The 21,320-nt window shown below is 48.8% G+C and carries 16 protein-coding genes; all 16 read right to left on the bottom strand.

All coding sequences use genetic code 11. The annotated features are described in order from the left end of the window. Position 1 precedes the first annotated feature (1 nt). Complete coding sequence (locus tag R5H20_RS07460) at positions 2-1,519, bottom strand: extracellular solute-binding protein (RefSeq protein WP_029418612.1); 1,518 nt, start codon at positions 1,517-1,519, stop codon at positions 2-4. A gap of 98 nt (positions 1,520-1,617) precedes the next feature. Further along, positions 1,618-4,200 (bottom strand): exo-rhamnogalacturonan lyase family protein, encoded by a 2,583-nt coding sequence (locus R5H20_RS07455; RefSeq protein WP_006638524.1) that lies wholly within the window; start codon positions 4,198-4,200, stop codon positions 1,618-1,620. Positions 4,201-4,382: 182 nt separating this feature from the next. Beyond that, positions 4,383-6,383 carry a beta-galactosidase gene (locus tag R5H20_RS07450; protein WP_006638525.1) on the bottom strand — a complete coding sequence of 667 codons (2,001 nt, stop codon included), beginning with the start codon at positions 6,381-6,383 and terminating at the stop codon, positions 4,383-4,385. 2 nt (positions 6,384-6,385) lie between these two features. Further along, on the bottom strand, positions 6,386-7,027 hold the full coding sequence (locus R5H20_RS07445; protein ID WP_006638526.1) for a rhamnogalacturonan acetylesterase: 642 nt from the start codon (positions 7,025-7,027) through the stop codon (positions 6,386-6,388). A 175-nt stretch (positions 7,028-7,202) separates the two neighbouring features. Next, positions 7,203-7,502 carry an SGNH/GDSL hydrolase family protein gene (locus tag R5H20_RS07440; protein WP_006638527.1) on the bottom strand — a complete coding sequence of 100 codons (300 nt, stop codon included), beginning with the start codon at positions 7,500-7,502 and terminating at the stop codon, positions 7,203-7,205. 121 nt (positions 7,503-7,623) lie between these two features. Next, positions 7,624-9,492, bottom strand: a complete 1,869-nt coding sequence (locus R5H20_RS07435; RefSeq protein ID WP_006638528.1) for a rhamnogalacturonan lyase — start codon at positions 9,490-9,492, stop codon at positions 7,624-7,626. Positions 9,493-9,605: 113 nt separating this feature from the next. Beyond that, entirely contained in the window at positions 9,606-10,277 is a 672-nt protein-coding gene (locus R5H20_RS07430; RefSeq protein WP_006638529.1) for a YesL family protein, read from the bottom strand. A 20-nt stretch (positions 10,278-10,297) separates the two neighbouring features. Continuing rightward, positions 10,298-10,990, bottom strand: coding sequence for a YesU family protein (locus tag R5H20_RS07425; RefSeq protein WP_006638530.1), 693 nt, complete (start codon positions 10,988-10,990; stop codon positions 10,298-10,300). Then, positions 10,977-11,693 (bottom strand): rhamnogalacturonan acetylesterase, encoded by a 717-nt coding sequence (locus R5H20_RS07420; protein WP_006638531.1) that lies wholly within the window; start codon positions 11,691-11,693, stop codon positions 10,977-10,979. Before R5H20_RS07420 ends, R5H20_RS07425 begins: the two co-directional genes overlap by 14 nt. 13 nt (positions 11,694-11,706) lie before the next feature. Further along, positions 11,707-14,004 (bottom strand): AraC family transcriptional regulator, encoded by a 2,298-nt coding sequence (locus R5H20_RS07415; RefSeq protein ID WP_006638532.1) that lies wholly within the window; start codon positions 14,002-14,004, stop codon positions 11,707-11,709. A gap of 46 nt (positions 14,005-14,050) precedes the next feature. Continuing rightward, positions 14,051-15,085 carry a glycoside hydrolase family 88/105 protein gene (locus R5H20_RS07410; RefSeq protein WP_006638533.1) on the bottom strand — a complete coding sequence of 345 codons (1,035 nt, stop codon included), beginning with the start codon at positions 15,083-15,085 and terminating at the stop codon, positions 14,051-14,053. An 18-nt stretch (positions 15,086-15,103) separates the two neighbouring features. Beyond that, positions 15,104-15,991 carry a carbohydrate ABC transporter permease gene (locus R5H20_RS07405; protein ID WP_006638534.1) on the bottom strand — a complete coding sequence of 296 codons (888 nt, stop codon included), beginning with the start codon at positions 15,989-15,991 and terminating at the stop codon, positions 15,104-15,106. A gap of 3 nt (positions 15,992-15,994) precedes the next feature. Then, complete coding sequence (locus R5H20_RS07400) at positions 15,995-16,915, bottom strand: carbohydrate ABC transporter permease (RefSeq protein WP_173400957.1); 921 nt, start codon at positions 16,913-16,915, stop codon at positions 15,995-15,997. Positions 16,916-16,942: 27 nt separating this feature from the next. After that, the gene (locus R5H20_RS07395) at positions 16,943-18,241 is read right to left on the bottom strand and encodes an ABC transporter substrate-binding protein (protein WP_006638536.1); all 1,299 of its coding nucleotides are present in this window, start codon (positions 18,239-18,241) and stop codon (positions 16,943-16,945) included. A gap of 151 nt (positions 18,242-18,392) precedes the next feature. Then, a complete protein-coding gene (locus tag R5H20_RS07390; protein ID WP_006638537.1) occupies positions 18,393-19,571 on the bottom strand; it encodes a response regulator in 1,179 nt (392 codons plus the stop codon). Continuing rightward, positions 19,571-21,310 (bottom strand): sensor histidine kinase, encoded by a 1,740-nt coding sequence (locus R5H20_RS07385; protein ID WP_006638538.1) that lies wholly within the window; start codon positions 21,308-21,310, stop codon positions 19,571-19,573. The genes R5H20_RS07390 and R5H20_RS07385 overlap by 1 nt, the downstream gene beginning before the upstream one ends. Between the last annotated feature and the right edge of the window lie 10 nt (positions 21,311-21,320).

Raw genomic sequence — 21,320 nt, 5'->3', positions numbered from 1 at the left:
CCTATTTCGACTGTAGATACAATTCGTTCAGTTCTTTCATCAACTCTTCCCCGCCGCTTTTATACCAGAGCTCCACAGCATCCTGAAAGCCTTTTTCATCTATGTCTCCAATAATAAACTGCGTTTTGGCATCAAGGATGATGTTGTCGAGCTGAGCGCCTTTTTGGGTGTATAGATCGGAAACAAGCGATTCAGCCGGATTGAATACGGCGATTTTTTCTCCTTCCTTCACCACCTGCTGACGATGCTTGAAAAGCCTGGTCTTTTGTTCTGCAATATAATATCTCTGCTCAGGGATCCCCATACTGAACTGCGCAAGCCCTTCGTGCTCATAAAGCAGTTTTTTGTTGTTTTTTTCAAGCGATGTAAACGTTCCGTTTTCAAGCTTGTAATTGCGTCCCTCGACCCCATTGTTGGCGATGATCTGGGCTTGTTCGTCATTCATTTTGTCGAGGAAGGCGAGAACATCCTTCAATTCTTTTTCCGTCTTGACGCTCGCTTTCGGGATTGCGATCATGCCCGCATATCCGGATGTCGGAAAGGTATAGGTTCCTTTTGGGCCTTTTACCGTGCCGACGACATCGATGACATTTTTGTTTTTAGGATCGGCTTCTTCAAGGGCGCTTTGGATTTGCGAAGCCCGTGAGCCTGTATCAACGATCACGCCCGCCTTTCCTTTCACGATTGGATCATTCCATTTCGCCGAATCCATCACGGCGAAATCTTGATTGATCAGCCGTTCATCATACAGCTTTTTAAAGAAACGGAGCGCCTCCATATATTCGTCTGTCGTAAAATCGGGTACAAGCTCGCCGTTCTCATTCACGCCATAGCGGTTCGGCGCGCCAAACCACGTCTGCATAATATCCCATGGGCTTCCGTTGCCAAGGCCCATCCATTTCGGTACAACCATGCCGTACGTATCGTCTTTACCGTTTTTGTCAGGATCTTTTTCCTTAAACGCTTTCAGCACTTCATAAAAATCTTCGATCGTTTTCGGCATATCGAGCCCGACGTTTGTAAGCCAGTCTGTTCTGATGATGATGGAGGCGCGGATCAGATCCCTTGCCCTGTATATGCCGTAGACCTCCCCGTTGACTGAACTGTTTTTCATCACCTTTTCATCGGCCCGGCTGAGGTTTTTATAATCCTTCACATATTTGGAGAGCTCCCAAAACGCCCCGGCTTTGACAGATTTGATGAACCCGGGCGACTTGTCCGTGACGACGATGGCATGGGGCATATCTCCGGACGCCATGACGATGTTAAATTTGTCATTGTAAGAAGAGTTCGGAACCCATGTTACCTTGATATCCTTTTTCGTATACGCTTCAAGCGCCTTTAAAGAAGGGCTGTTTTCCCCCGGGCTTTCGGGCGACAGAAGCGGAGCCATGATGCGGATCGTGTTCTTTTGGTTGTCCTTTGCATGTTGATGAGACGTTTCATTCGCGCTGCATCCCATAAATATGAAACAGACGACAGGCACGGCCAGCCACTTTTTAATCCTTTTTTTCGGCATAATGCGATTCCCCCTTTTGATCGTTTGACTGCTTCACCACAATGCAAAGCGCTTTCATTTTTCCGGCAAGCTTCATTTTTTGCCCGGCATAGCAAACTTTATTTGCCGGTATGACCTTTTCTTGCATCTCCTGTTTCAGGGGGCATATCTCCTATAATCTCCAGCAGAGCGATCGTGTTTAAGCACCATTGCGACATGGTGTTTGTCGTGACCCAGGGAATTTCCGCGAGCCGCTTCCAGGAGTCCGTCTGCTTCACGGTAATCGGCAATGGGGTATGGCTCAGCGTTTCATCAAGCAAAAGGCGCCATGCTTTTTCGGCAAGCTGTCTGTCTTGGCGGCGGGCTCCATATGCAGCCATCGCAGCGGAAAACATCGGCCAGTGAAACAGCCTATCATGAAGTATTCCGCCGCTTCTGCTCCGCTTTTCTTCGTCACTCAGCAAATAAAAATCACCAAATTCCGCAAGCATGTCGCTCCATTCCTCGTCTTCCAAAAGACCGGCGAGCTCCATCCATACTTGCGGGGCGCCAAAAGCGATGACCATGTGATAGCCGCCTTTATTCCCGTCTCCCATATGAAGCAGTCTTGCATCTTCGGGATCGTATTCAAAAGTCGGCCCTGACAGCAAACGCAGCTGCAGCGCTTTGAGTTGGTCAATCCCTTTGAGAATTTTCGCCAAATAAGCTTGATTACCCGTTCTTTCCCATTCCGTCAGCCAATTGGAGCAGAGTGCCGCCCAATCGGGTCCGACCCTTGCATGGGTGTAGCATTTGCTTTTTGGATAATACGCCCTCATTGGATCCAACGTTTTCAACGCTTGATCAGCATCCTTCACTTCCGATAAAATGTCGCCTGTCCGTTCATCCGCTGTCAAATAGTAGTAAGCTTTATGAAGTCCGGCCATACTGATTCTCACTTCTTTGCAGCCGCAGCCCCAATGAATGACATTGTGCCTTGAGCCAAGCCCTTTATATTCGCCGAAATGATAGCAGTCCACCTCGCTTGTGTGGCGGGTCATCGCTTCAGCCATTCTGAAAATGTCTTCTCTTCCCGATCTGAAAAACATCTGCCAAAGCCATAAATTCGGAACCAGTTCTGTATTCTGCCAGGCATAGCCGCCTAAATCATAACGCCACACATGGCGGACCGGGTCGTACGTATGCATGACATCCCCAAAATGCCAATAGCCGTACCAGCCGCGTTGGTCAACTTCATGCTTGTAAAACGAAAAGGACTGAGCAAGCTGTTCTTCGAGCATCGCTTTAAATGGATGGCTTTTATCTTCTAAACTCCATATTCCAAGAGCGCGCGTTTTATAATAGTATTCAGGTTCACACACCAAAAGCGGAGGATTTTGCCATTCATCTGCCAGGATGTTCAGCTCTTCACTGCTTGGCGGTTTTGCAAAACAGGCGAGATTGACTTCGCTCGTATTGGCGATTCCGACGGGTGTCGAACGCATTTCCGCAAACCCTTCATAGGCGCTTTCAACATGGGTTGTCTTTGAATAATGCCGGAGATCCATTCCCTCAGCCTCAGGAGGCCAAAACCAAACGGTCAATTTCGCGTTTTCTGTATGAAGGCCTGAAACCTCAAGCGATGACGGATATTTCTCAAAAAAATGTCTGAGTCCCAAAGCAATTCCCCCGTTTTCACCCCCGGCATACATCAGCCCTTTCGCCCTTTTGCCATGGATGGCGCGCACCCAGGCGCAATCCGGGTCAGTTCGTTTTTTTAAACTGTAGTGAAGCGGCGAATCCTGGACAAGCTTATAGTCATTCCATACCGCATTTCCTGTTGCATCACGGACTACTTCTGAAGTTTCGGCATTTTCGCTCACCAGCTCGCCCGCGATCTGTTTTTCGTATAGCCCGTTTGCTTCGTTAAACCTTCTGGTGACCAGAAGCTGGGCAGCCTCTCCGTAAATCCCGCTGTCTGCTGCATAGCGAATATGCCGATTCCAGGGGGCTCCGCTCAACTTTGCCGAACATTCCAATCCGAGTCCTTTGACCCTTTCATTTTTCCCCTCACTATCAATAAATATCGTGTGCATGATCCGAATGGATGCAGAGCCGGCATAAAAAGAAAATCTGACCGTAAACGGGAGCCACGCAGTTCCAGAGCGGGTGCCGCGATGGACCCCTTCGGCCTTGATAACCGCCTTCACCGGCCCGCTTTGTTCGATTGCCGCGCTGGTGATCATGCTTTCAAATCGTTCAATTTGATAGATCGTCTCTGATGCTGTGCCGCTCTTTTTTTCTTTGAAGGCGATGAGCCGTCCGGTTTTTAGCAATCGTTCGCCTGAAAGTGAGATTGAGCTGATCAAGGATGGACCTGTTTTTTCAAGTTTGCAGACCATCGCTCCTGTATTGACGGTGATGCTGCTTTCCCTTTCGCTGAGTTGAAGAATGCGTTCAGGCGTTTCCTGTCCTCTTTTTTGCAGCAAGACACGTCCGCCGCTTCCCTCCTTGAAAACGGCGGCATGCCCCGTCCACTTCACAGAGCCGTCCGGCCAGTACGCCAACGGCCAGCTTTGCAAAAACGGAGCGGGTTGATCAGGTACGGTGATTGAGATCGGATCGTCTTTTTGAAGCGCGCCTATTTCCCACGGGACTCCCCAAGTCACACCACCGGAGGCGTTCGGCGCTGCATTCAGCCATTTTAATTCAGCCTTTGCCATTTGAAATGCTCCTCCCTTTCTCATGGATTAGCCAGTATTTTCCCTTCAGGCCGTCTTGCCGTCAATGCTCCTTTTTTGCCTGAGGCGCTTAAACAGATTTCTCCTTTTTTGCCGGCCTGCCTTTGTTTTGCTGTAACCTCGATTGTGCAAATAAAAAGCCGCAGACAAAGGTCTGCGGCTTTTTATTGTCTTGCTGCGGGAAATAGTAAGGTCCGGTATTGATAAGGTCCGAGCTTCAGGCGGCCCCTTGCTTCCCTATTATTTGTGATCACATCGGCTGCATTGTATGGCAATACCACTTCTCCCCCTTTTCCGTCCATATTGACGATCACCCAAAGAGTGCCGTCCGGACCCATGCGCGGGGCGACGATTGTGCCCGGCGTCACATTCATGTTAAGTGTCACACCGGCCTCTTCGGCGTAGTGGCTGATCATCTTCTTCAGCATCATGTCCCCGGCTTCTCCTGCCGGCATCGAACCGAGCATGACGATTTTTCCTTTGCCCCGTTTATGCTCTGTCATAAAAGCCTTCCCTGAGGCCGGTCCTTGTTCAATGATGCCGACCGCCTCTGCCGGATCTGCTTCAAAAACAGCACTCCACAGACTGAGCGGAGCCTTGATCCCAAAAGCGCTCCCCACTGTGCGCCGCTCATCCAGCGGAAACGTAAACAGCGTTTTGACCCCGGCGTATGTTTCTAAAGGTCCAAGCCCGCAGTCGGTATGGATGGTATGATGTTCCGTCCGCCCGCCTGTCAAAGGTCCGGCGATCCAAATTCCGCCGTTTTCCGTGAATGCTGATGCCTTTTTGATGAATTCCGGCGGTAAATAATGAATAAACGGGGTAAACAGCAGCTTATAGCCGGCAAGCGTGCTGCCTTCCAAAATCACGTCTCTATGGATGCCCAATGATAAAAACCGGTCATAAAAATCGGTGATGAGCGACCTGTAGTGGAGCTGGCGGTGAGGCTCAGTCTTTAAAAAAGCCTTCGCCCGGTCTGAATAGACAACAGCCGTTTCAGCCTGAACAGGAACAGTCGAGAGCACGGCATCCTCAATCTCTTTTCTGGCGCGCTCGACTTCAAGCACATTCCGATAGCCCACATCCTGCTCGCCCCAAGCGCTGAGAATTGAACCGTGCGGCTGTTCAGAGCCGGCTCTGTGCTGCCGCCACAGCCAATAGCAAAAGGCCTCACTCCCCAAGGCATAAGAAGATACCGCTTCAGCTCTCAAATAGCCGTCTTCATGAGGCAGCGCATAGCTTTCAAGTGAAGCGCTGTAGGAAGGACTTGTTTCCATAATCCAAAAAGCCCGTCCTTTTTTCATGTTTCTCCATAAATCACAATTGAACAAAAAAGCGGCTCTGTTTTCTTGGGAAGCGTACGTATCAAAGGAGGCAAAATCAAGGCCGCTGAACAGGTCCTCATTATTTACGCCAAACATGATACTGCTGTTATGGGTGATCGGAGCGTCTGAATGCTTTCTGATCACCGCCGCTTGTTCGTGGGCAAATTCAGTGATTTTTTCCATGGAAAACAGCTGATACATCGTTTTTAAAGATGAATGATGCAAAAATGGAGTCGGACCGGGTTGAGGGATTTGTTCAAAGGTCTGATACGTCACGCTCCAGACGCCGGTCCCCCATGCCTCATTCAGCCGGTCAATCGATTGATACCGTTCCTTCAGCCATTTGTGCCACAATGTTTTGCATGTTTCGCACATGCATTCGCTGACATGGCATTTCAATTCATTGTCAAGCTGCCAGCCGGCAAGCCCCGGCAGCCCGCCGATTTCTTTGGCAATATGCTCAGTGATCAGCCGCGCCCGCTCTCTGAAATACGGATGGTTCGTACAGACATGCTGCCTTGATCCATGTCCCATCGTTTCACCTTTTTCATTGACATGGATTCTTTCGGGATGGCCGTGGGTCAGCCAGATCGGCGGAGTGGCAGTCGGCGTGCACATGACGGTTTCAATTTCATTGGCGGCCAGTTTGCGAATGACATGCGCAAAAAAACTGATATCAAAACACCCTTCTTCCGGCTCCATTTTTGACCAGGCAAATTCGCCGATTCTGACAACATTGATCCCCGTTTCTTTCATCATATGGATATCTTCTTCGAGGACGGCTTCATTCCATAACTCAGGATAAAAACAGGCACCGTGGTACAGCTTTTGCTGTTTCATGCTCACACCGTCTCTTTGACAAACGGCAGCCCGAGCTCCTGCATACCTGATGAGACAAGCTTTGCGATTTCCCGGGCGCCCTTTTTCGTAAAGTGGGTATAATCGTTTACATTTTCTGAAATCATGAAATATTTAAAAATGTCACTGTATCCTTTTTCCGCAAAGTGCTGAAGACTTTTATTCATGAGGTCGATTAAGAGGACATGTTCTTCTTCTGCAAGCTGTTTCATGGCAATGCAATAATCAGGAAAATCGTTTAAAAACACGCCGTTCTCGTAGTGAAGCCTGGCAACAGGGGTAATGAGGAGCGGTGTGGCTTCCTTTTGGCGCGCTCCTTCAATATACATCCTTAAATATTGTTTGTATGTGGTGTACGGATCAGTATAGCGTTCGGGTTTGTCTTTTGATGAATCATTATGGCCCATCTGGACAAACAGCCAGTCGCCTTTTTTGATGACCTCCAGGATAGCCGCCAGCCTTCCTTCTTCCACAAAGGTTTTTGAACTCCTTCCTCCGATTGCCCGATTGACGACCTGAACATCCTCCGACAAATAAGATTGAAGAAATTCCCCCCATCCGCCTTGAGGCGAGTTCGCTTGATAGTTCTGGACCGTTGAATCCCCGGCCAAATAAATCGTTGTCACATTCTATCACTCCTTTTTGATCAAATCTCTTACGAAACAACCTTTCAATTCTATTGAAAAAAGCGGAAGATTTGACGGACGCGGCTGTCCATCTTTTGTCCTCGCGTCCGCCATTTTCCTGATGCGTCACACTAAGGCGAGAAAACGCTTACTATTCATTTTATGGGAACGGATTTTAGATCACAATCATACTTTTTTGTTTTTCTGGATTGGCGCCGTACTCCTGAAAATGAACCCTTTCCTCCACTCCGTCAGGATAATTCGGGCTTTCTCCAGGCTTTAAAAACATAAACACTTGTTTCGTCGCTTCAACCCCGATGGCATTGTAATACGCGATGCTTTTCCGATTCAGATCAATCACAGGAACATTCATGTTTCGCCCGAGTTCTTTCATCGCATTCGGGTACTCTCCGATGCTGTTGTAAAACACGCCGTTCTCATCGAATGTCCGCTTGCTCTGGGTTGTGACAAGCACTGGCCGTCCGCCTTTTTCCCCGGGTCCGGTCGATATATGTTTTCAAATAATCCTGAAATGTCGTGTTTGGATCGGTATGTCTGGAACGAAGCTGTCCCTTCATTTTTGATTCTCTTTTTAATCAGGGTGTATAAATATTCGGTTTCTGTTGGGCAGACATGCCTTCACCCAAATAAAAACCGGTATGCGGCGGCTGGTTGTAGCCGACGTTTTGCCAGGCGATTCCAAGGCGGTAGACAGCATCATGCATCAGCGTGTACATGCGATGATTTGTCACATTAGTCGTCGTGTAAATTCTGAGCGCACTGCTGTCATCTGTGCGCCATATCACTTCTTCGCGCCAGTCTCCGATCAAGTCGGCCGAGAGAGCAGGCGTCGCCTTAGTCCCATTGTTTGCAGAAGCTCCGGCAGCCGTCAGCAGATTGATCGTTTTGGAATTTTTGTAATCCCATTTATCAATCCTGTTGCTGTCGAGAAGTTCCCGCTGAAGATCACCGTCCCACCAGACGCCAAAATTCGTTGAAGAAGGAAGGGTGCTCGAAATCTTTACCCCTTTTGCCGTATACAGTCCGCCGTTCGCCCACACCTCAGCTCCAGGATGGCGCGGATCAATGTCGGCCGCCATCCCGCGTCCGACATCCTTGCCGGCATGGACGCCCCAAAGGAGTTTTCCTGTCGCTGCATCACGGAGTGACAATCCGTAAGGGGAACCGCTGTTTTCGTGGACTTGAAACACCTCCATTCCGGCCCTTGCCGGATCAAGGTCGCTGGCGTGCATCGCATCTCCGTGCCCCCATCCAGTCGAATACAAGCCTTTTCCATCATGGTCAACCGCCATGGCGCCGTACAAAATCTCGTCTTTTCCATCGCCGTCGGCGTCTGCGACACTCAAATTATGATTGCCTTGTCCGGCATACCCATGATTTCCGGAGGAATTTGAATCAAATGTCCACAGTTTTGTCAGCTTCCCGCCCCTCCAGTTGTAAGCGACTAATACCGTCCTCGTATAATAGCCGCGCGCCATGACAAGGCTCGGTCTCTCTCCGTCAAGATACGCGACACAGGCGAGAAAACGGTCAACCCTGTTCCCGTAGCTGTCTCCCCAATCCGCTACGTTTCCGCGGGCCGGTTCATAGTCTACGGTTGCCAGCTCTTGTCCTGAATCGCCTTTAAAGATCGTCAAATATTCCGGCCCCGACAATATCCGGCCTTGAGCGTTGCGGTAATCGGCATCAGCGCTCCCGATCACCTTCCCTCTTCCGTCTTTCGTTCCGTCAGCCGTCTTCATCGCGATTTCCGCTTTTCCGTCACCGTCAAAATCATAGACGAGGAACTGCGTATAATGGGCGCCGGCGCGGATGTTTTTGCCCAAGCCGATTCTCCACATCCGGGTGCCGTCCAGCTTGTAAGCATCAATGAATACTTCTCCGGTATACCCGTCTTGTGAATTGTCTTTCGAATTTGAAGGGTCCCATTTAAGAATGATCTCGTATTCACCGTCGCCGTCAAGATCGCCGACGCTCGCATCATTCGCGCTGTAGCTGTATGAGACGCCATCAGGCGTTCGCCCGCCGGACGGCTTTTGCAGCCGAACCGATTTGTAGTTCTCCCCCCAGACTGCGGCCTTTTCAGAGGACGGCTGCTCCTCGCCGTTTACCACGGCTCTCACTTCATACGATGAATTTACATTCCCATTTGAATCAAGAAAGTTCGTACTGGATGTTATCGGAGCGTTGTTGAGTTTTTGTCCGTTTCGATACACATTGAACGAAACGGAGGACGGCTCCGTTCCGAGCAGCCGCCAGCTGATAAAAACGCCGTTATCCGTTTTGACAGCGACAAGCCCCCGCTTCAGTGATTCCATTTGTCTCGCCTGCAGCGTCCGGCCCGCATCCGCTTCCGCTTTTTCCGATAAAGCTGGAACCAGCATGAGTGTCAGAAGAGATGCAGCCGTCAGCAGTTTCCTCCATCTGTTTCTGCCTTTGTTCATAACAGTCTCCCTTCGCTATTTTGTAAGCGCTTACTTAAACGGATTCTATTATGACTTCCATTTTTATTCAATTGTACTTTCTTGCAATCGGCAGATAACGGAAAATAACGCTTTTAATATTCAGCATCTGTATATCCGTACTTTTTTGCCTGTTTATCTTTTTTTGCAGAGGCAGCATTCCCCAATCCGAGAAAGCAGCGGTGAGCGAGAAACATCCAGACAAGGGCGAATAAACTGATGCCGTAAAACGGAATCAAGCCCGGAACAGTCATGAGGACATAGACGACCGCCGCACCTGATGCGGCCATGGCGATCGTGGTCAGAGGGCGAAGCATGCCAATCAGCACAGCTTGAGAAAAGTACCGGACAAACGGCATTTCAAAATGAACATAGAGCGGAAAAATATACATGAGCACCATGATATACAACACGCCCGCAAGCCATGTTGAATAACTGACCATGATCGAAAACAAATCCGCCCTGCCTTGAAAAAATTGATGGTTGACGAACAGCATCCATCCAATGGCTGCAAGGATAAGCCCGAGTCCGTTTGTTTTGATGAATTCTTTTTTATACGTTTGATAAAAGGTTTGAAACACCGGCACATCCGCATGCCCCCTCAGCCATTTGCGAACAACGGCAAACATGGCGGCCGTGCTCGGGGCCCAGCCCAACACAATGCCGCCGCACAATGTAAATAGAAGCCACAGCCCGTTCAGCCAGGCGATTCTGGCGGCCGCTTCGCAGCAGCCGTAAATCATCGCCATCGCGCCTTTTTCCCGCATGGATCAATCCACCTTTCCATCTAGTCCCGCAGCAAGCGGCGCACCTCAAAATTGGCATAGTCCGCCACGAGCGGCGCCATTTGCCTGAAGCCGATTTTCCCTCCGCCATAGACCGGGCCGTATCGCCTGCCGTCATCCGTCCATTCGAGAATCGGCAGACCGTTGATCGAAAAGGATACATATGCTCTGTCTTTGACCAGCTTCATTCGATAAGGAGGCAAAGCATCATCAGCGGGCGGAAGAGGATCGGCTCCTTCCTTTACAAGATGAAATCCCCGGCTTTTACGGAGATTGCACGTTCTAAACGCCCTCTCATCATGATGTTTATGTCTGAAATAGGATAGATGCAGGGCATTGATGTCGCCTGAATGATATTCCGGATATTTTCCCCTTCTCTTCGCAAGGCGCGGAGCAAATAAATCTTCCCCGTGGAGGCCGGCAGCAGCGAAAAATATCATGCACAGCCCCGGTTCTCTTACAGGATAGAAATCCCATTTGATGATGATCTCATCCGGAAATGTCTCAGGACACCAATAAACAAAATGCGCATCATCTCCATAATGCTCTGGGTCGAGCTCGTTTTCCAACTGCATTCTGCCCTCCGGAAAACGAACCTTTCCTTTTCCCTCCATCACCCAGCCGCGGAGATCTTCACTTGATGACAGGCGGTTTTGATAGATGATGTCTCCTTCTTTGGCATCAAGGCTGGACATGGGACTCCCTCCCTTCCGGCTGAAGATATGCCCGCAAATCAAGCCCGAGCTCCCTGATCGCTTCAGCGACAAGCCCTGCCGTTTGGCGGGCTCCTTCTTCGGAAAAATGGGTGTTGTCTATTATGCCGTCCGGATAATGCGGATGCTCGCCAGGCTGAAAATGGACAAACAGCCGTTTCGATCCTTCGATACCGAGAGATTCATAGAGCGCTTTTGTTTTTGACCACAAATCGATCATCGCGACTTGAAGGTATTCGGCGAGCTCCATCATGGCTTTCGGAAAGTCGCCGAGAGTGTTCACAATGCCGCCGTTTTCATCAAAATGCCGGCGCTGCACCGGTGTGACGAGGACGGGATAGGCCTGGTTGTTCCTGGCGGTGTGGATATAGCGGGACAATTGTTCCTGATAGGATGTAAAGGGATCTGTTCCGTATGATTTTTGATCATTGTGGCCGAACTGGATGAACAAATAATCCCCCGGCAAAAGGCGGCCGGCGATGGCATCAAGCACTCCCTCATCAATAAAGCTGTTTGAACTCGCCCCGCCTTTGGCCAGATTGACAATGTTGACCTCCTTTGTGAAAAATGCCGGCAAAAGCTGCCCCCAGCCAGCCATCGGAGCTTCATGCGGAGGGCAGTCGGCAACTGTCGAATCCCCTGCCAAATACATGGACGCCTTCGGCTTTTCATTTATTTTCTCCATTGTATCCTCCCTTTCACGATGATTCCTGGTGAATCTGTCTGTACCGGCTCGGGGGAATCCCGACCTGCTTTTTGAAAATCCGGTTGAAATAGCTGTGCCTGTAGCCGACTTCTTCAGAAACATCATGGATTTTTTTATTTGTTTCAAGCAGCAGCTCTTTTGCTTTTTCAATACGGAGCCGTGTCACATAATCAATAAAATTAATCCCTGTCACATGTTTGAACGCCTTGCTTAACGTGTAAGAATTCGTCCCCGCCTCATCGGCGCAGCTCTCAAGCGAGATGTCCTTCATGTAGTTTTCATGAATCATGACCAGCACCTGTTCGACAAGCCGTTTTTGCTGTCTGTTGTTTCTTCCTTCAAGCTCTTTAAGGTATGGGCCGACAATCCGCTCCATCAGCCAGGAGACGGCACGCGTCGGCTCTCTGAGATCCGACAGTTCCCGAATCAAATGGCTTTGGTTGAATAATTCATAGGGATGGAGACCTGAATGTAAAATTTCTTCCTGAATTTTTGCAAACAATTGAAGCATTCCGGGCTGAATGCGGACTTCCGTTTTTCCTTTTTCAGCAAGCTCCTGAATAAAACGCGCAATCAACTGTCCGGCTTCCTCCTTTTTCTCAAGACGAATGGCCTGAATCACCTGTTTTTCAAGGGCAAACGGATAATAGGACTCGCCGGGAATCCGTTCTTCCCGCTCGTTTAAATCGATCATCTGGCTCGAATTTTCAAACTGTCTGTATCGTTTTCCCGTCTTTACCTCTTCATATATAACAGGAATGTCTTTTACCATGGTCACCGGCTTTGAGATCGTCGCCGTGACATGCAGTCCTGAAAATGCGTGAACCGTCTGCGTCAGTTCGCTGACGAAATCAGCGACGGCCTTCTGCACATCCGTCTTCCGGCTTTGCATCAAAAGCAGTGCAAGCGATAGAGAGCGCGCATCTGTGATATAGACGTGTGTAAACGTGTTTGCGGCCAGCTCTCTTGTCATGTTGCCAAGCATAAATTCGGCCAAGCTTTCATCGTTATCTGAAAAGGAACCGTTTCCGCCATACAGCCCTGTCAGCTGAATATCGACGATGATGAACACCCTGTCTGCTGCATTCCAGCCGCAGTTCTTTAAACGCGTTTCCAGGTTTTTTTCTGATTCACCGGCAACATGCCCTTGCAGCAGGCGTTGGAAAAATCCGCTTGCCGCTTCTGAACTCTGGTTGACCACCTGCTTTCTCAGCCTTCCGCTTTCATGTGACATATCATTCCATCGTTTTTCAAGCCAACGAAATTCATCCCGGTGAACAGGGATGCCCGATTTTTTCTCTTCGCCCGAACAGAGCTGTATCAGCCTCGCAACCGGCGAGTAGATTTTGTTTGAGGCATACCATGTCAAGAAGACCGCCACCACAATACCGGCAATGCTGACTGAGGCGACGAGTTTTGATAAAAACAACACCGGAGCCGTAATCGAGGACATTGGCGATGCGGAAACATAAGTCCATTTCTGGTTGAGCCTTGCCATCTGTCCATAAGACACGGAGTATGCGCCGCCCTTCCACCTAATCAAAAATGATCCTTGTTTTTTCCGCTGCTGTTCAACCTTCTCTTTTAAAACGCTTTCAAAATGGCTTTCACCGCTTTTCTTTTCCGTTGAAACGGACTGCTGCTTTCGATTGAAAAGCAGCGCCGTTCCTTTTGAATAAGGGGAAAGGCTTTTGAGCAAATGTTTCATTTCCCTTCTGTCAAGCGTTAAAATAAGGGCGCCGAACGGTTTTGAGACGCCTCCCGGTATTTTGTGGACAAGGGTTATATCAGATGAACGTTCTTGCCAATAGACGTTTTCGTCGCCGGCCAATAGCGAATCATAGGCCTTTAATGCTTTTTTGTCGATAAATCCGCTGTATTCCGGGTTTAAAAGCAGCGGCTCCTGGTCTTGAATGAATAGCTCCACCCTCTTAATAAGCGGATTTTGATCCTGAAGCAAAAACAGCGACTTTGACAGCCTGTATGTCGTTTGGAAGTCTCTCTCGAAATCGGCATCGGCCAGTCCGTTCATCAGCCGGGTATCGTATGCCAGTTGGGAAAGCATGATTTCAAGGCCTTCCAGCTTGTCATCAATTTGGCTGATCTGCCGGGAAACCTGGCTTTCATGCAGATGCTGGAGCTCTTTTTCAATTTTCGCCGCTGAGAAAAAATAGATGCCCGCCCCCGTCAATAAACCGGGAATACACGTAATCAGCAATAACAGCACAAAGCTTTTTTTAAAATAGGTCCCCTTTCGCCGTGAAACATGTCTTTGATGCAGCTTTTTCATCCCTTTCACCCCACTGCAAATAAAAAGAATGTTTCTTGATCAATTGTTATTGAAAGACGCGTGATGTCGAGCGGGCGACATCGGCCAGGAAGGTCAGCGCGAGGCCCTGGCCCCATCCTTGAATGCGTTTGTACGGGACATCCTTATAGCCCTGGACATCCCGCATGACCGCCGTTCCCGCGGACACACGCTCGACCCGGCCGTCATCGCGGACGGCTTCTGTGACCGCACTCAAGGTTTTCTGAATGTATTTGTGGTATAAAGAACCCTTTGCAAGCAGACCGGCGGCAATTCCGGCCGAACCTGAGACCTCAAGATAGGAGTCGGGATCAGTAAGCACTGTATGCCATAATCCTGAAGAATGCTGCAGCCTGACGAGCGCGCTCAAAAGATCTCTCAATGAACCGTCAATGATCATATAAGACGGATGTTGCACATCAATCAAAGGCAGCGCCTTGGCCATCGTCAGCGCGGCCCAGCCGTTTCCCCTCGCCCAAAAGATCCCTGACATATGGTTTTTCGCCTGATGATCCCATGCATGGTAATACAAATTGGTATCCATATCCTGCAAAAACTCCTCATGTCCGTGAAACTGCCGCAGACCGTCTTCAAAATAGTCTTCATTGCCCGCAAGTTTTCCGATCCTGAGCAAAAACAGCCCGGCCATCATCATCGTATCCACCCATGCCTGCTCAGGAAAAACGTCCTTTTCGGAATTGACAGTATGCTGGAGGATTCCGTCGCCAAACCGCGGCGCTTCATGAAGGACATAATCCGCCATCTGCCTCGCCGTATCCAGATAGCGCTCATCGCCTGTTGCCTGATACAGCGATAATAGCGTGTGTCCGATTGATACACCGTTGATCGAAAGCTTTGGCAGGCCGTCTTCAAGCCTTTCATCCACCCATTCTTTCAATAAGCGGAGGTATTCTTCATTTTTTGTAGCTTCATACGCTTCCGCCACACCGTAAAAAGCAACGCCTCCCGGCCAGTCCCAATCAAAATCCATGTCAAACGTCCGCTTTACGATTCTATCGATCACCTCATACAGCTTTTCTTCATCAAAAACAAGCTTCGGCATGTATATATCTCCCCTTTTTTATTTTAATCCGCTCATACTGATGCCTTGAACGATCGATTTTTGAAATACAAAAAAGACGAGTACGACGGGCAGCAGCGACACGACCGACATCGCAAACATCGCCCCCCAGTTTGACGCCGTTTCCGTGTCTAAAAACAGCTTCAGCGCAAGGGAAACGGGGTACAGCTCAGGTTTATTTAAATATAGAAGCGGATTGATCAGCTCTTCCCATTTCCAATAAAACGAAAAGATCGCAGAAGTCGCAAGCGCAGGGGCGATCAGCGGAAGGATCACCCTGAAAAAGATGCCGAAACGGCTGCAGCCGTCTATTCTTGCCGCTTCATCCAGTTCAACAGGAATCGTTCTGATAAACTGGATCATCAAAAAGATGAAAAACGCGTGTCCGAAAAACTGCGGAACGACGATCGGCTTGAAGGAATTCAGCCAATCAAGCTTCGCGAAAATGATGTACTGCGGAATCATCAGCACTTCGTGAGGAAGCATCATCGTCACCATCATGCAGGCGAACCAAAACGCTTTTCCTTTAAACGGAATCCGGGCGAACCCGTATGCGATCAAGGCGGAAGACAAAACGGCGCCAACCGTCGACAGTCCGACGATGATCAGCGAATTTTTAATGAATGTGATAAACGGCTGCCCTGCAATCCCTTTCCACCCTTCTGCATAATTGCCCACAACAAAGGGATCGGGAATCAGTGAATGAGATGTTGCAAAAATGCTCGCACTTTCTTTAAATGAGCTGGCAAAAAGCCAAATGATCGGGTATAGAAGAAAAAGGGCAAGGCACGAGGTCAGGATGTGGAAGACCGCCCGGCCCGTCTTGCTTTTTCCTTTTTCCGCCGGAAAAGCGGCAGCTTCCTTTTGAATATCCTGCATCGGGTCCATATGTCATCCCTCCTTTGATTCGTAATGCACCCATAAGGATGATGTTTTAAATAAAATGAAGGTCACAAGCCCGATCAGAATGAGCATCACCCACGCCATTGCAGAAGCATAGCCCATTTGGAAAAAGTTGAAGGCGCGCTGGAACAGATAAAGGGAATAAAGCAGCGTCCCGTCGAGCGGGCCGCCTTCGCCCTTGGAAATAATATAGGCCGGTGTAAAGGTCATGAACGCGGAAATGGTCTGCATGACCAGATTGAAAAAAATGATCGGGCTGAGCAGCGGCAGGGTAATCAGAAAAAACCGCTGCACTCTGTTTGCGCCATCAACGCTAGCCGCCTCCTGGTACATCGGCGGAATATTCTTCAGTCCGGCCAAAAAAATCAGCATTGATGAACCGAATTGCCAAACCGACAAAAGGATCAAGGTCCATAACGCACTCGTCGGATCCTGGTACCACAGAATTTTCTTGTCAATGCCGATAAAAAACAACAGCGCATTAATAACACCGTCATTTCCAAACACATTGCGCCACATAATCGCGACGGCCACGCTTCCGCCGATAATGGACGGAAGGTAGAAGAGCGTCCGGTAAATCCCGACTCCTTTTTCCGCCCTGTTCAATATCACCGCGATGAAAAGCGCGAAAGCAAGCCTCAGCGGCACCCCGGCGAGAACGTAGGTAAACGTCACCTTCAAGGAACCCCAGTATTTCTCATCTTCCGTCAGCATCGTTTTATAGTTGTCCAAGCCGATCCACTTAGGTGCCGTAAACAGGTCGTAATTGGTGAACGACAGAAACAGCGATGCCCCCATCGGAATGACGGTAAAACAGAGAAACCCGATAATAAACGGAGAAATAAAGGCATAGCCCGCCAGGTTGTCTTTTCGCTGTTTGTTCTTCAAATCCGCATCCTCCTGACTGATTGTAGCCGAGATGATCCCATGTTCGGCTTACTTTCCTTGATTTTGTTTGAGTATGGCGTCCGCCTCTTTTCTGAATCTCTCTGCACCTTGTTCAGGTGTTATTTTTTTGTATAAAATCTGGTCAGACGTATCCTTCAACAGTTTGATCACTTCTGCGCTCCCCACAGGCTCCGGCGGATCGGCCTCTCCGGCATATTGAGATGCCCGTTCAACATATTCAAAAATCTTTTTTTCCGCTTCATTTAATTCAGACTTGACCGCTTCAGCCGCTTTTGACGAAACCGGGACGCCCCGTTCTCCTTTCATCAGAGAGTTGGCCTTTTCACTGTTGACGAAAAAGTCGATGAATTTCGCCGCTTCTTTTTTATGCTCTGAGCTTTTCGGAACCGAAAACAGCATGCTCGGCCTTAAAAAGAGCGCTTTTTCTTTCAAATGCTCAGGCGGCAGATGCAGGGACAGAGGCGCATCCGTCAGTTGGGCAAACGCCGAATATTGGTTGGAGTAGTTCCATGTCACAGCCGTCCGGCCTTTCACGATAAAGTCATCCTCCATCCCCTTCACCTGCGCGCTTTCATCAGGCGTTGGAGAAGCTTTGGCTTCGACAAGCTTCACCTGCCGCTTGAAGTAATCGGCAAACAGCTTGTCATCCGTATAGGCGAGACCCGTTCCGTCTTCCTTGTAAAAGCGTTCCCCCTTCGTTCTGAGATAAAAAGGGAAAAAGACGTCAGGCGGATGCATTCCGTTTGATCCGTATTGGCCCGTCTTTTCCTGCACTTTGAGCGCGGCGTTTTCAAAATCGGTCCATGTCCAATTGTCATCCTTGATCTTGATGCCTGCTTTTTTGAAAAGCTCGTCATTGGAAATCACCGACAGAACATTGACGCCCAGCGTAAAACCGTACAGTTTGCCGTCGATCTTCCCGCCTTCGATCACTTTGTCATCGATCGAATCGGTATTGATCGTTCCGTCTTTCAAATAAGGCGCCAAATCTTCAAGCTGGCCCTTCCCCCCGTACTGAGACAAATATGCGGTGTCCATCTGGATCACATCTGGCAGCTGACCCGCGGCAGACATCGGGGCAAGCTTTTTCCAGTAGTCATCCCAATTCGCAAATTCGGCCTCAATGTTGACATGCGGATGTTCCTTTTCATACATCTCGATGATCTTCGTCGTATAGTCGTGCCGCGGCTGTCCGCCCCACCAAGCGACCCTGAGCGTGATCGATTTTTTGCCGCCTTCGCCGGCCGTTTCTTCACTGTTTGAACTGCATCCGTATAGGCCAAGCATCAGCACGGCGCATAAAAAGAATGGTACGAATTTCCTCATCAACATCCCCCTCTTTTTGTAAGTGCTTACATTTCATTTTAATTTCATGGCACCTCTTCCAGAAACTCAAAAAACAGAGAATAATGTTAAAAAAACAGAGATGTCGGCGATTTTTTGCACATAAAAAACCGCCGGATTCTCTGCCGGCAGCTTATCGTCTCGATTTTTCATTCTTTTTCCGATATTCAGACGGCGTATAGCCGGTGTATTTTTTAAAGACAAGGCTGAAGTATTTCGGATTGTCGCCGAATCCTAATTTCTCGGCCAGTTCTCCGATTGGGATGCCGCCCGTATGCTTCATGATAGCCATCGCTTTTTCAATCCGCACTCTTGCGACATAGCTTGAAAACTTCTCGCCTGTTTCCTGCTTAAAAAGCTTGCCGAGATAATCGGGATTCATATACAGCATGTTGCGGGCCGCCCATTTTAATGAGAGCTTCGGATTGGCCGCTTCTTTTTGAACCAGGTCAAGCATTTTGTTAATCAAAACCGATGTTTGTCCGCCCGGCTTGACAAGCTGTTTGTCGAGCCCGCCGGACGCGTGGTCATATAATGCAGCCGCTTCCCTGATGTCTCCGTTCCGGCTGACGGCAGCTTGCAGCTGAACCTGCAGCTGTTTGCCCGCCTGATGTTTTATGTGTTCGATTTTATCCCTGAGCCGATCCGGGTGTTCTTCACCATCTGCGGCAATAACAAGCACACCCTTGATCAGGACTGCTGCGATGGCCGAGGATGCCAGGATGCCGCCCGCAAGCTTTTCAAGTGTGGACAAATGTCCGCCGCCTTCGCCCTGAACAGAAAACAAGACAATCCTGATGTCCTTTCCATCGGGAAAAAAGCGCAAATATGCATCGGCATCGCTTTTGTCACCCTTGATCAGCTCTCGTAACGCGTGTTTTTGGATGTGCGGACGGACGAGATCCAATTCCGTTTTCACCCGTTCTGCCGATTCTTCTTTCTTCAATTCGTCGATCACGCTTTCAAGCGAAGCTGTGATGTGATTTTCATTGCACGGCTTGAGCAGATAATGTCTGACTCCGTATGTCATCGCCTTTTTCGCGTATTCAAACTGGCCGAAACCGGTCAGTAAAATAAACCGGATCGACGGGTGGTCTCGGGAAACCTTCTCGATCAATTCAAGTCCGCCCATTCCCGGCATTTTAATATCGCTGATGACAATATGCGGACGTTCGCGCAAGATCAGCTGGTAGGCTTCAATTCCGTTCTGCACCGCGCCGACCAAAGACGCACCGAATGACTTCCACTGGATCATGCTTGAGATGCCCTCAAGAATGATCCGTTCATCGTCTGCAAGCAGAACTTTATACATCACGACACCCCGCTTTGAAATGGTATTTTAATGGTGATCTCTGTCCCCTTGTTTTTTTGGCTTGAGATATGCAATCCATAGCCCCCGCCAAACATCAGCTTCATCCGTTCATCGATATTTTGCAGCCCGATGCCTTTGCCCCTTGTTTGGACAAGGCCTTTTTTTGCTTTGTCCAAAAAATCTTCGTCCATGCCGGGGCCGTTGTCTTTTACTGTCAAATAGGCAAATCCCCCGCTTTTCCATGCCTTTATGCTGATTCGGCAAGGGTCAAGGACAGGCTCAAGACAATATGTAATCGCATTTTCAGCCAAAGGCTGAAGAATCATTTTCGGGACGGGGCACATTTTGACAATAGGATCGATTTCCACTTCATACACCAGCCTTTCCGCAAAGCGGAACTGCTGAATCGTGAAGTAGTGAAGGACAATGTCAGCCTCTTCCTCGATTGTTAAGACATCTGATTTCATATTGACGGCATTTCGCAGCAAAAAGCCGAGAGATTCTGTCATTTTGGAAATTTGCGGCTGCCTGTTCATCTTGGCCAGCCAGTTGATCGACTCCAATGTGTTGTATAAAAAGTGGGGATTGATTTGCGCCTGAAGAGCCTTAAACTCCGTCTCTTTAATCATGAGCTGCTTCTCATAATTTTCCGCTATCAATTGGTTGATCCGTTCAACCATTGTAATGAAAGCGCGGTTCAATACGCTGACTTCGTCCTGGCGCTCAGGAGGCGCCTTAGGGAGCGGCTCTGTTTTAAAATCTCCGTTTTGCACGTTTTTCATGGCGGCGACCAGCTTTTCAATCGGGCTTGTCATGCCTCTTGCCATTTTTCTTCCAAAAAGGACAGCTGTGAAAAAGAAGAGTATAAAAAGGGAGATGAATATGGACTTCATCGCAGTTATTTTCGAAAACATCGCGTCAAAGGGAATCAGGCTCCAATATGTCCAATTCTCATATGATGATTTGACATATGAAACAAAAAACCGCCGGCCGTTTTTGTTCACGATGTCATATCCGTTTTGATCAGCGGAGGATAATCGGAGAGCGTCCATTTTTTTCAAAGGGCTTTCTGAAAAAAATAGTTTCGTTCCATCCGACATGGCAATCTTGCCTGCGCCTTCCCCCCAGTCCTGCGGGAGATCGCCGACAATGCTTTTTAAATCGGCCACGATCAGGACGATTCCTAAATGATCAAAATTCAAATGATGATATGAGCGGATTTGCCTGGCTGATAAAAGCTCGCCGTTTACACCGGGCATTGTCACCCACGCATTCCCCCCTTTCCGTTCCGCCGCTTTTTCAATCAGCCTGTCGATCTGCCTTTTAAGCGCCTCTGTTAAGCTTGCCCCTGCTGAATATTCCGTTTGATAAGCGTCAAATAAATGAATGGATTTAATGTATCGTTTTGATCCGGTGTATTCGGAAAGCTTGTCCCAAATGTCTCTCTTGATTTTGTACCGGTCGTATTTATTTTGGTCTTGCCCCGCTTTTAGGAGGTTGGTTTGGATGTTTTGATCTGTTGTGATTTGATAAGAAACATCTTCAATTTTTTTTAGTTCATCTTCAATGCTTTTTGATGACATCATCAGCACCTGTGACGATTTTCTGTAGATTTGCTGGTCATACACCCGAAAAGTGTATTGGACGCCGCTCAAAATCAAAATCAGCGAAACCGCCATAATGAATGAAATCAGAATAAACAATTGATCTTTAATTTTTAAATGCTGCAACCGGTTCACGGACAAACAC

The sequence above is a fragment of the Bacillus sp. KICET-3 genome, from assembly GCF_033261025.1.
Lineage (GTDB): Bacteria > Bacillota > Bacilli > Bacillales > Bacillaceae > Bacillus > Bacillus sonorensis.
This window is presented reverse-complemented; position numbering and strand designations above follow the sequence as displayed.

What these genes read in the sequence shown, in the direction of transcription:
- R5H20_RS07430 (WP_006638529.1), bottom strand. Translation starts at nt 10,277, where the DNA reads ATGCGGGAAAAAGGCGCGATGGCGATGATTTACGGCTGCTGCGAAGCG.
- R5H20_RS07450 (WP_006638525.1), bottom strand. Translation starts at nt 6,383, where the DNA reads ATGAAACAGCAAAAGCTGTACCACGGTGCCTGTTTTTATCCTGAGTTA.
- R5H20_RS07425 (WP_006638530.1), bottom strand. Translation starts at nt 10,990, where the DNA reads ATGTCCAGCCTTGATGCCAAAGAAGGAGACATCATCTATCAAAACCGC.
- R5H20_RS07395 (WP_006638536.1), bottom strand. Translation starts at nt 18,241, where the DNA reads ATGAGGAAATTCGTACCATTCTTTTTATGCGCCGTGCTGATGCTTGGC.
- R5H20_RS07390 (WP_006638537.1), bottom strand. Translation starts at nt 19,571, where the DNA reads ATGTATAAAGTTCTGCTTGCAGACGATGAACGGATCATTCTTGAGGGC.
- R5H20_RS07410 (WP_006638533.1), bottom strand. Translation starts at nt 15,085, where the DNA reads ATGCCGAAGCTTGTTTTTGATGAAGAAAAGCTGTATGAGGTGATCGAT.
- R5H20_RS07435 (WP_006638528.1), bottom strand. Translation starts at nt 9,492, where the DNA reads ATGAACAAAGGCAGAAACAGATGGAGGAAACTGCTGACGGCTGCATCT.
- R5H20_RS07415 (WP_006638532.1), bottom strand. Translation starts at nt 14,004, where the DNA reads ATGAAAAAGCTGCATCAAAGACATGTTTCACGGCGAAAGGGGACCTAT.
- R5H20_RS07420 (WP_006638531.1), bottom strand. Translation starts at nt 11,693, where the DNA reads ATGGAGAAAATAAATGAAAAGCCGAAGGCGTCCATGTATTTGGCAGGG.
- R5H20_RS07460 (WP_029418612.1), bottom strand. Translation starts at nt 1,519, where the DNA reads ATGCCGAAAAAAAGGATTAAAAAGTGGCTGGCCGTGCCTGTCGTCTGT.
- R5H20_RS07405 (WP_006638534.1), bottom strand. Translation starts at nt 15,991, where the DNA reads ATGGACCCGATGCAGGATATTCAAAAGGAAGCTGCCGCTTTTCCGGCG.
- R5H20_RS07455 (WP_006638524.1), bottom strand. Translation starts at nt 4,200, where the DNA reads ATGGCAAAGGCTGAATTAAAATGGCTGAATGCAGCGCCGAACGCCTCC.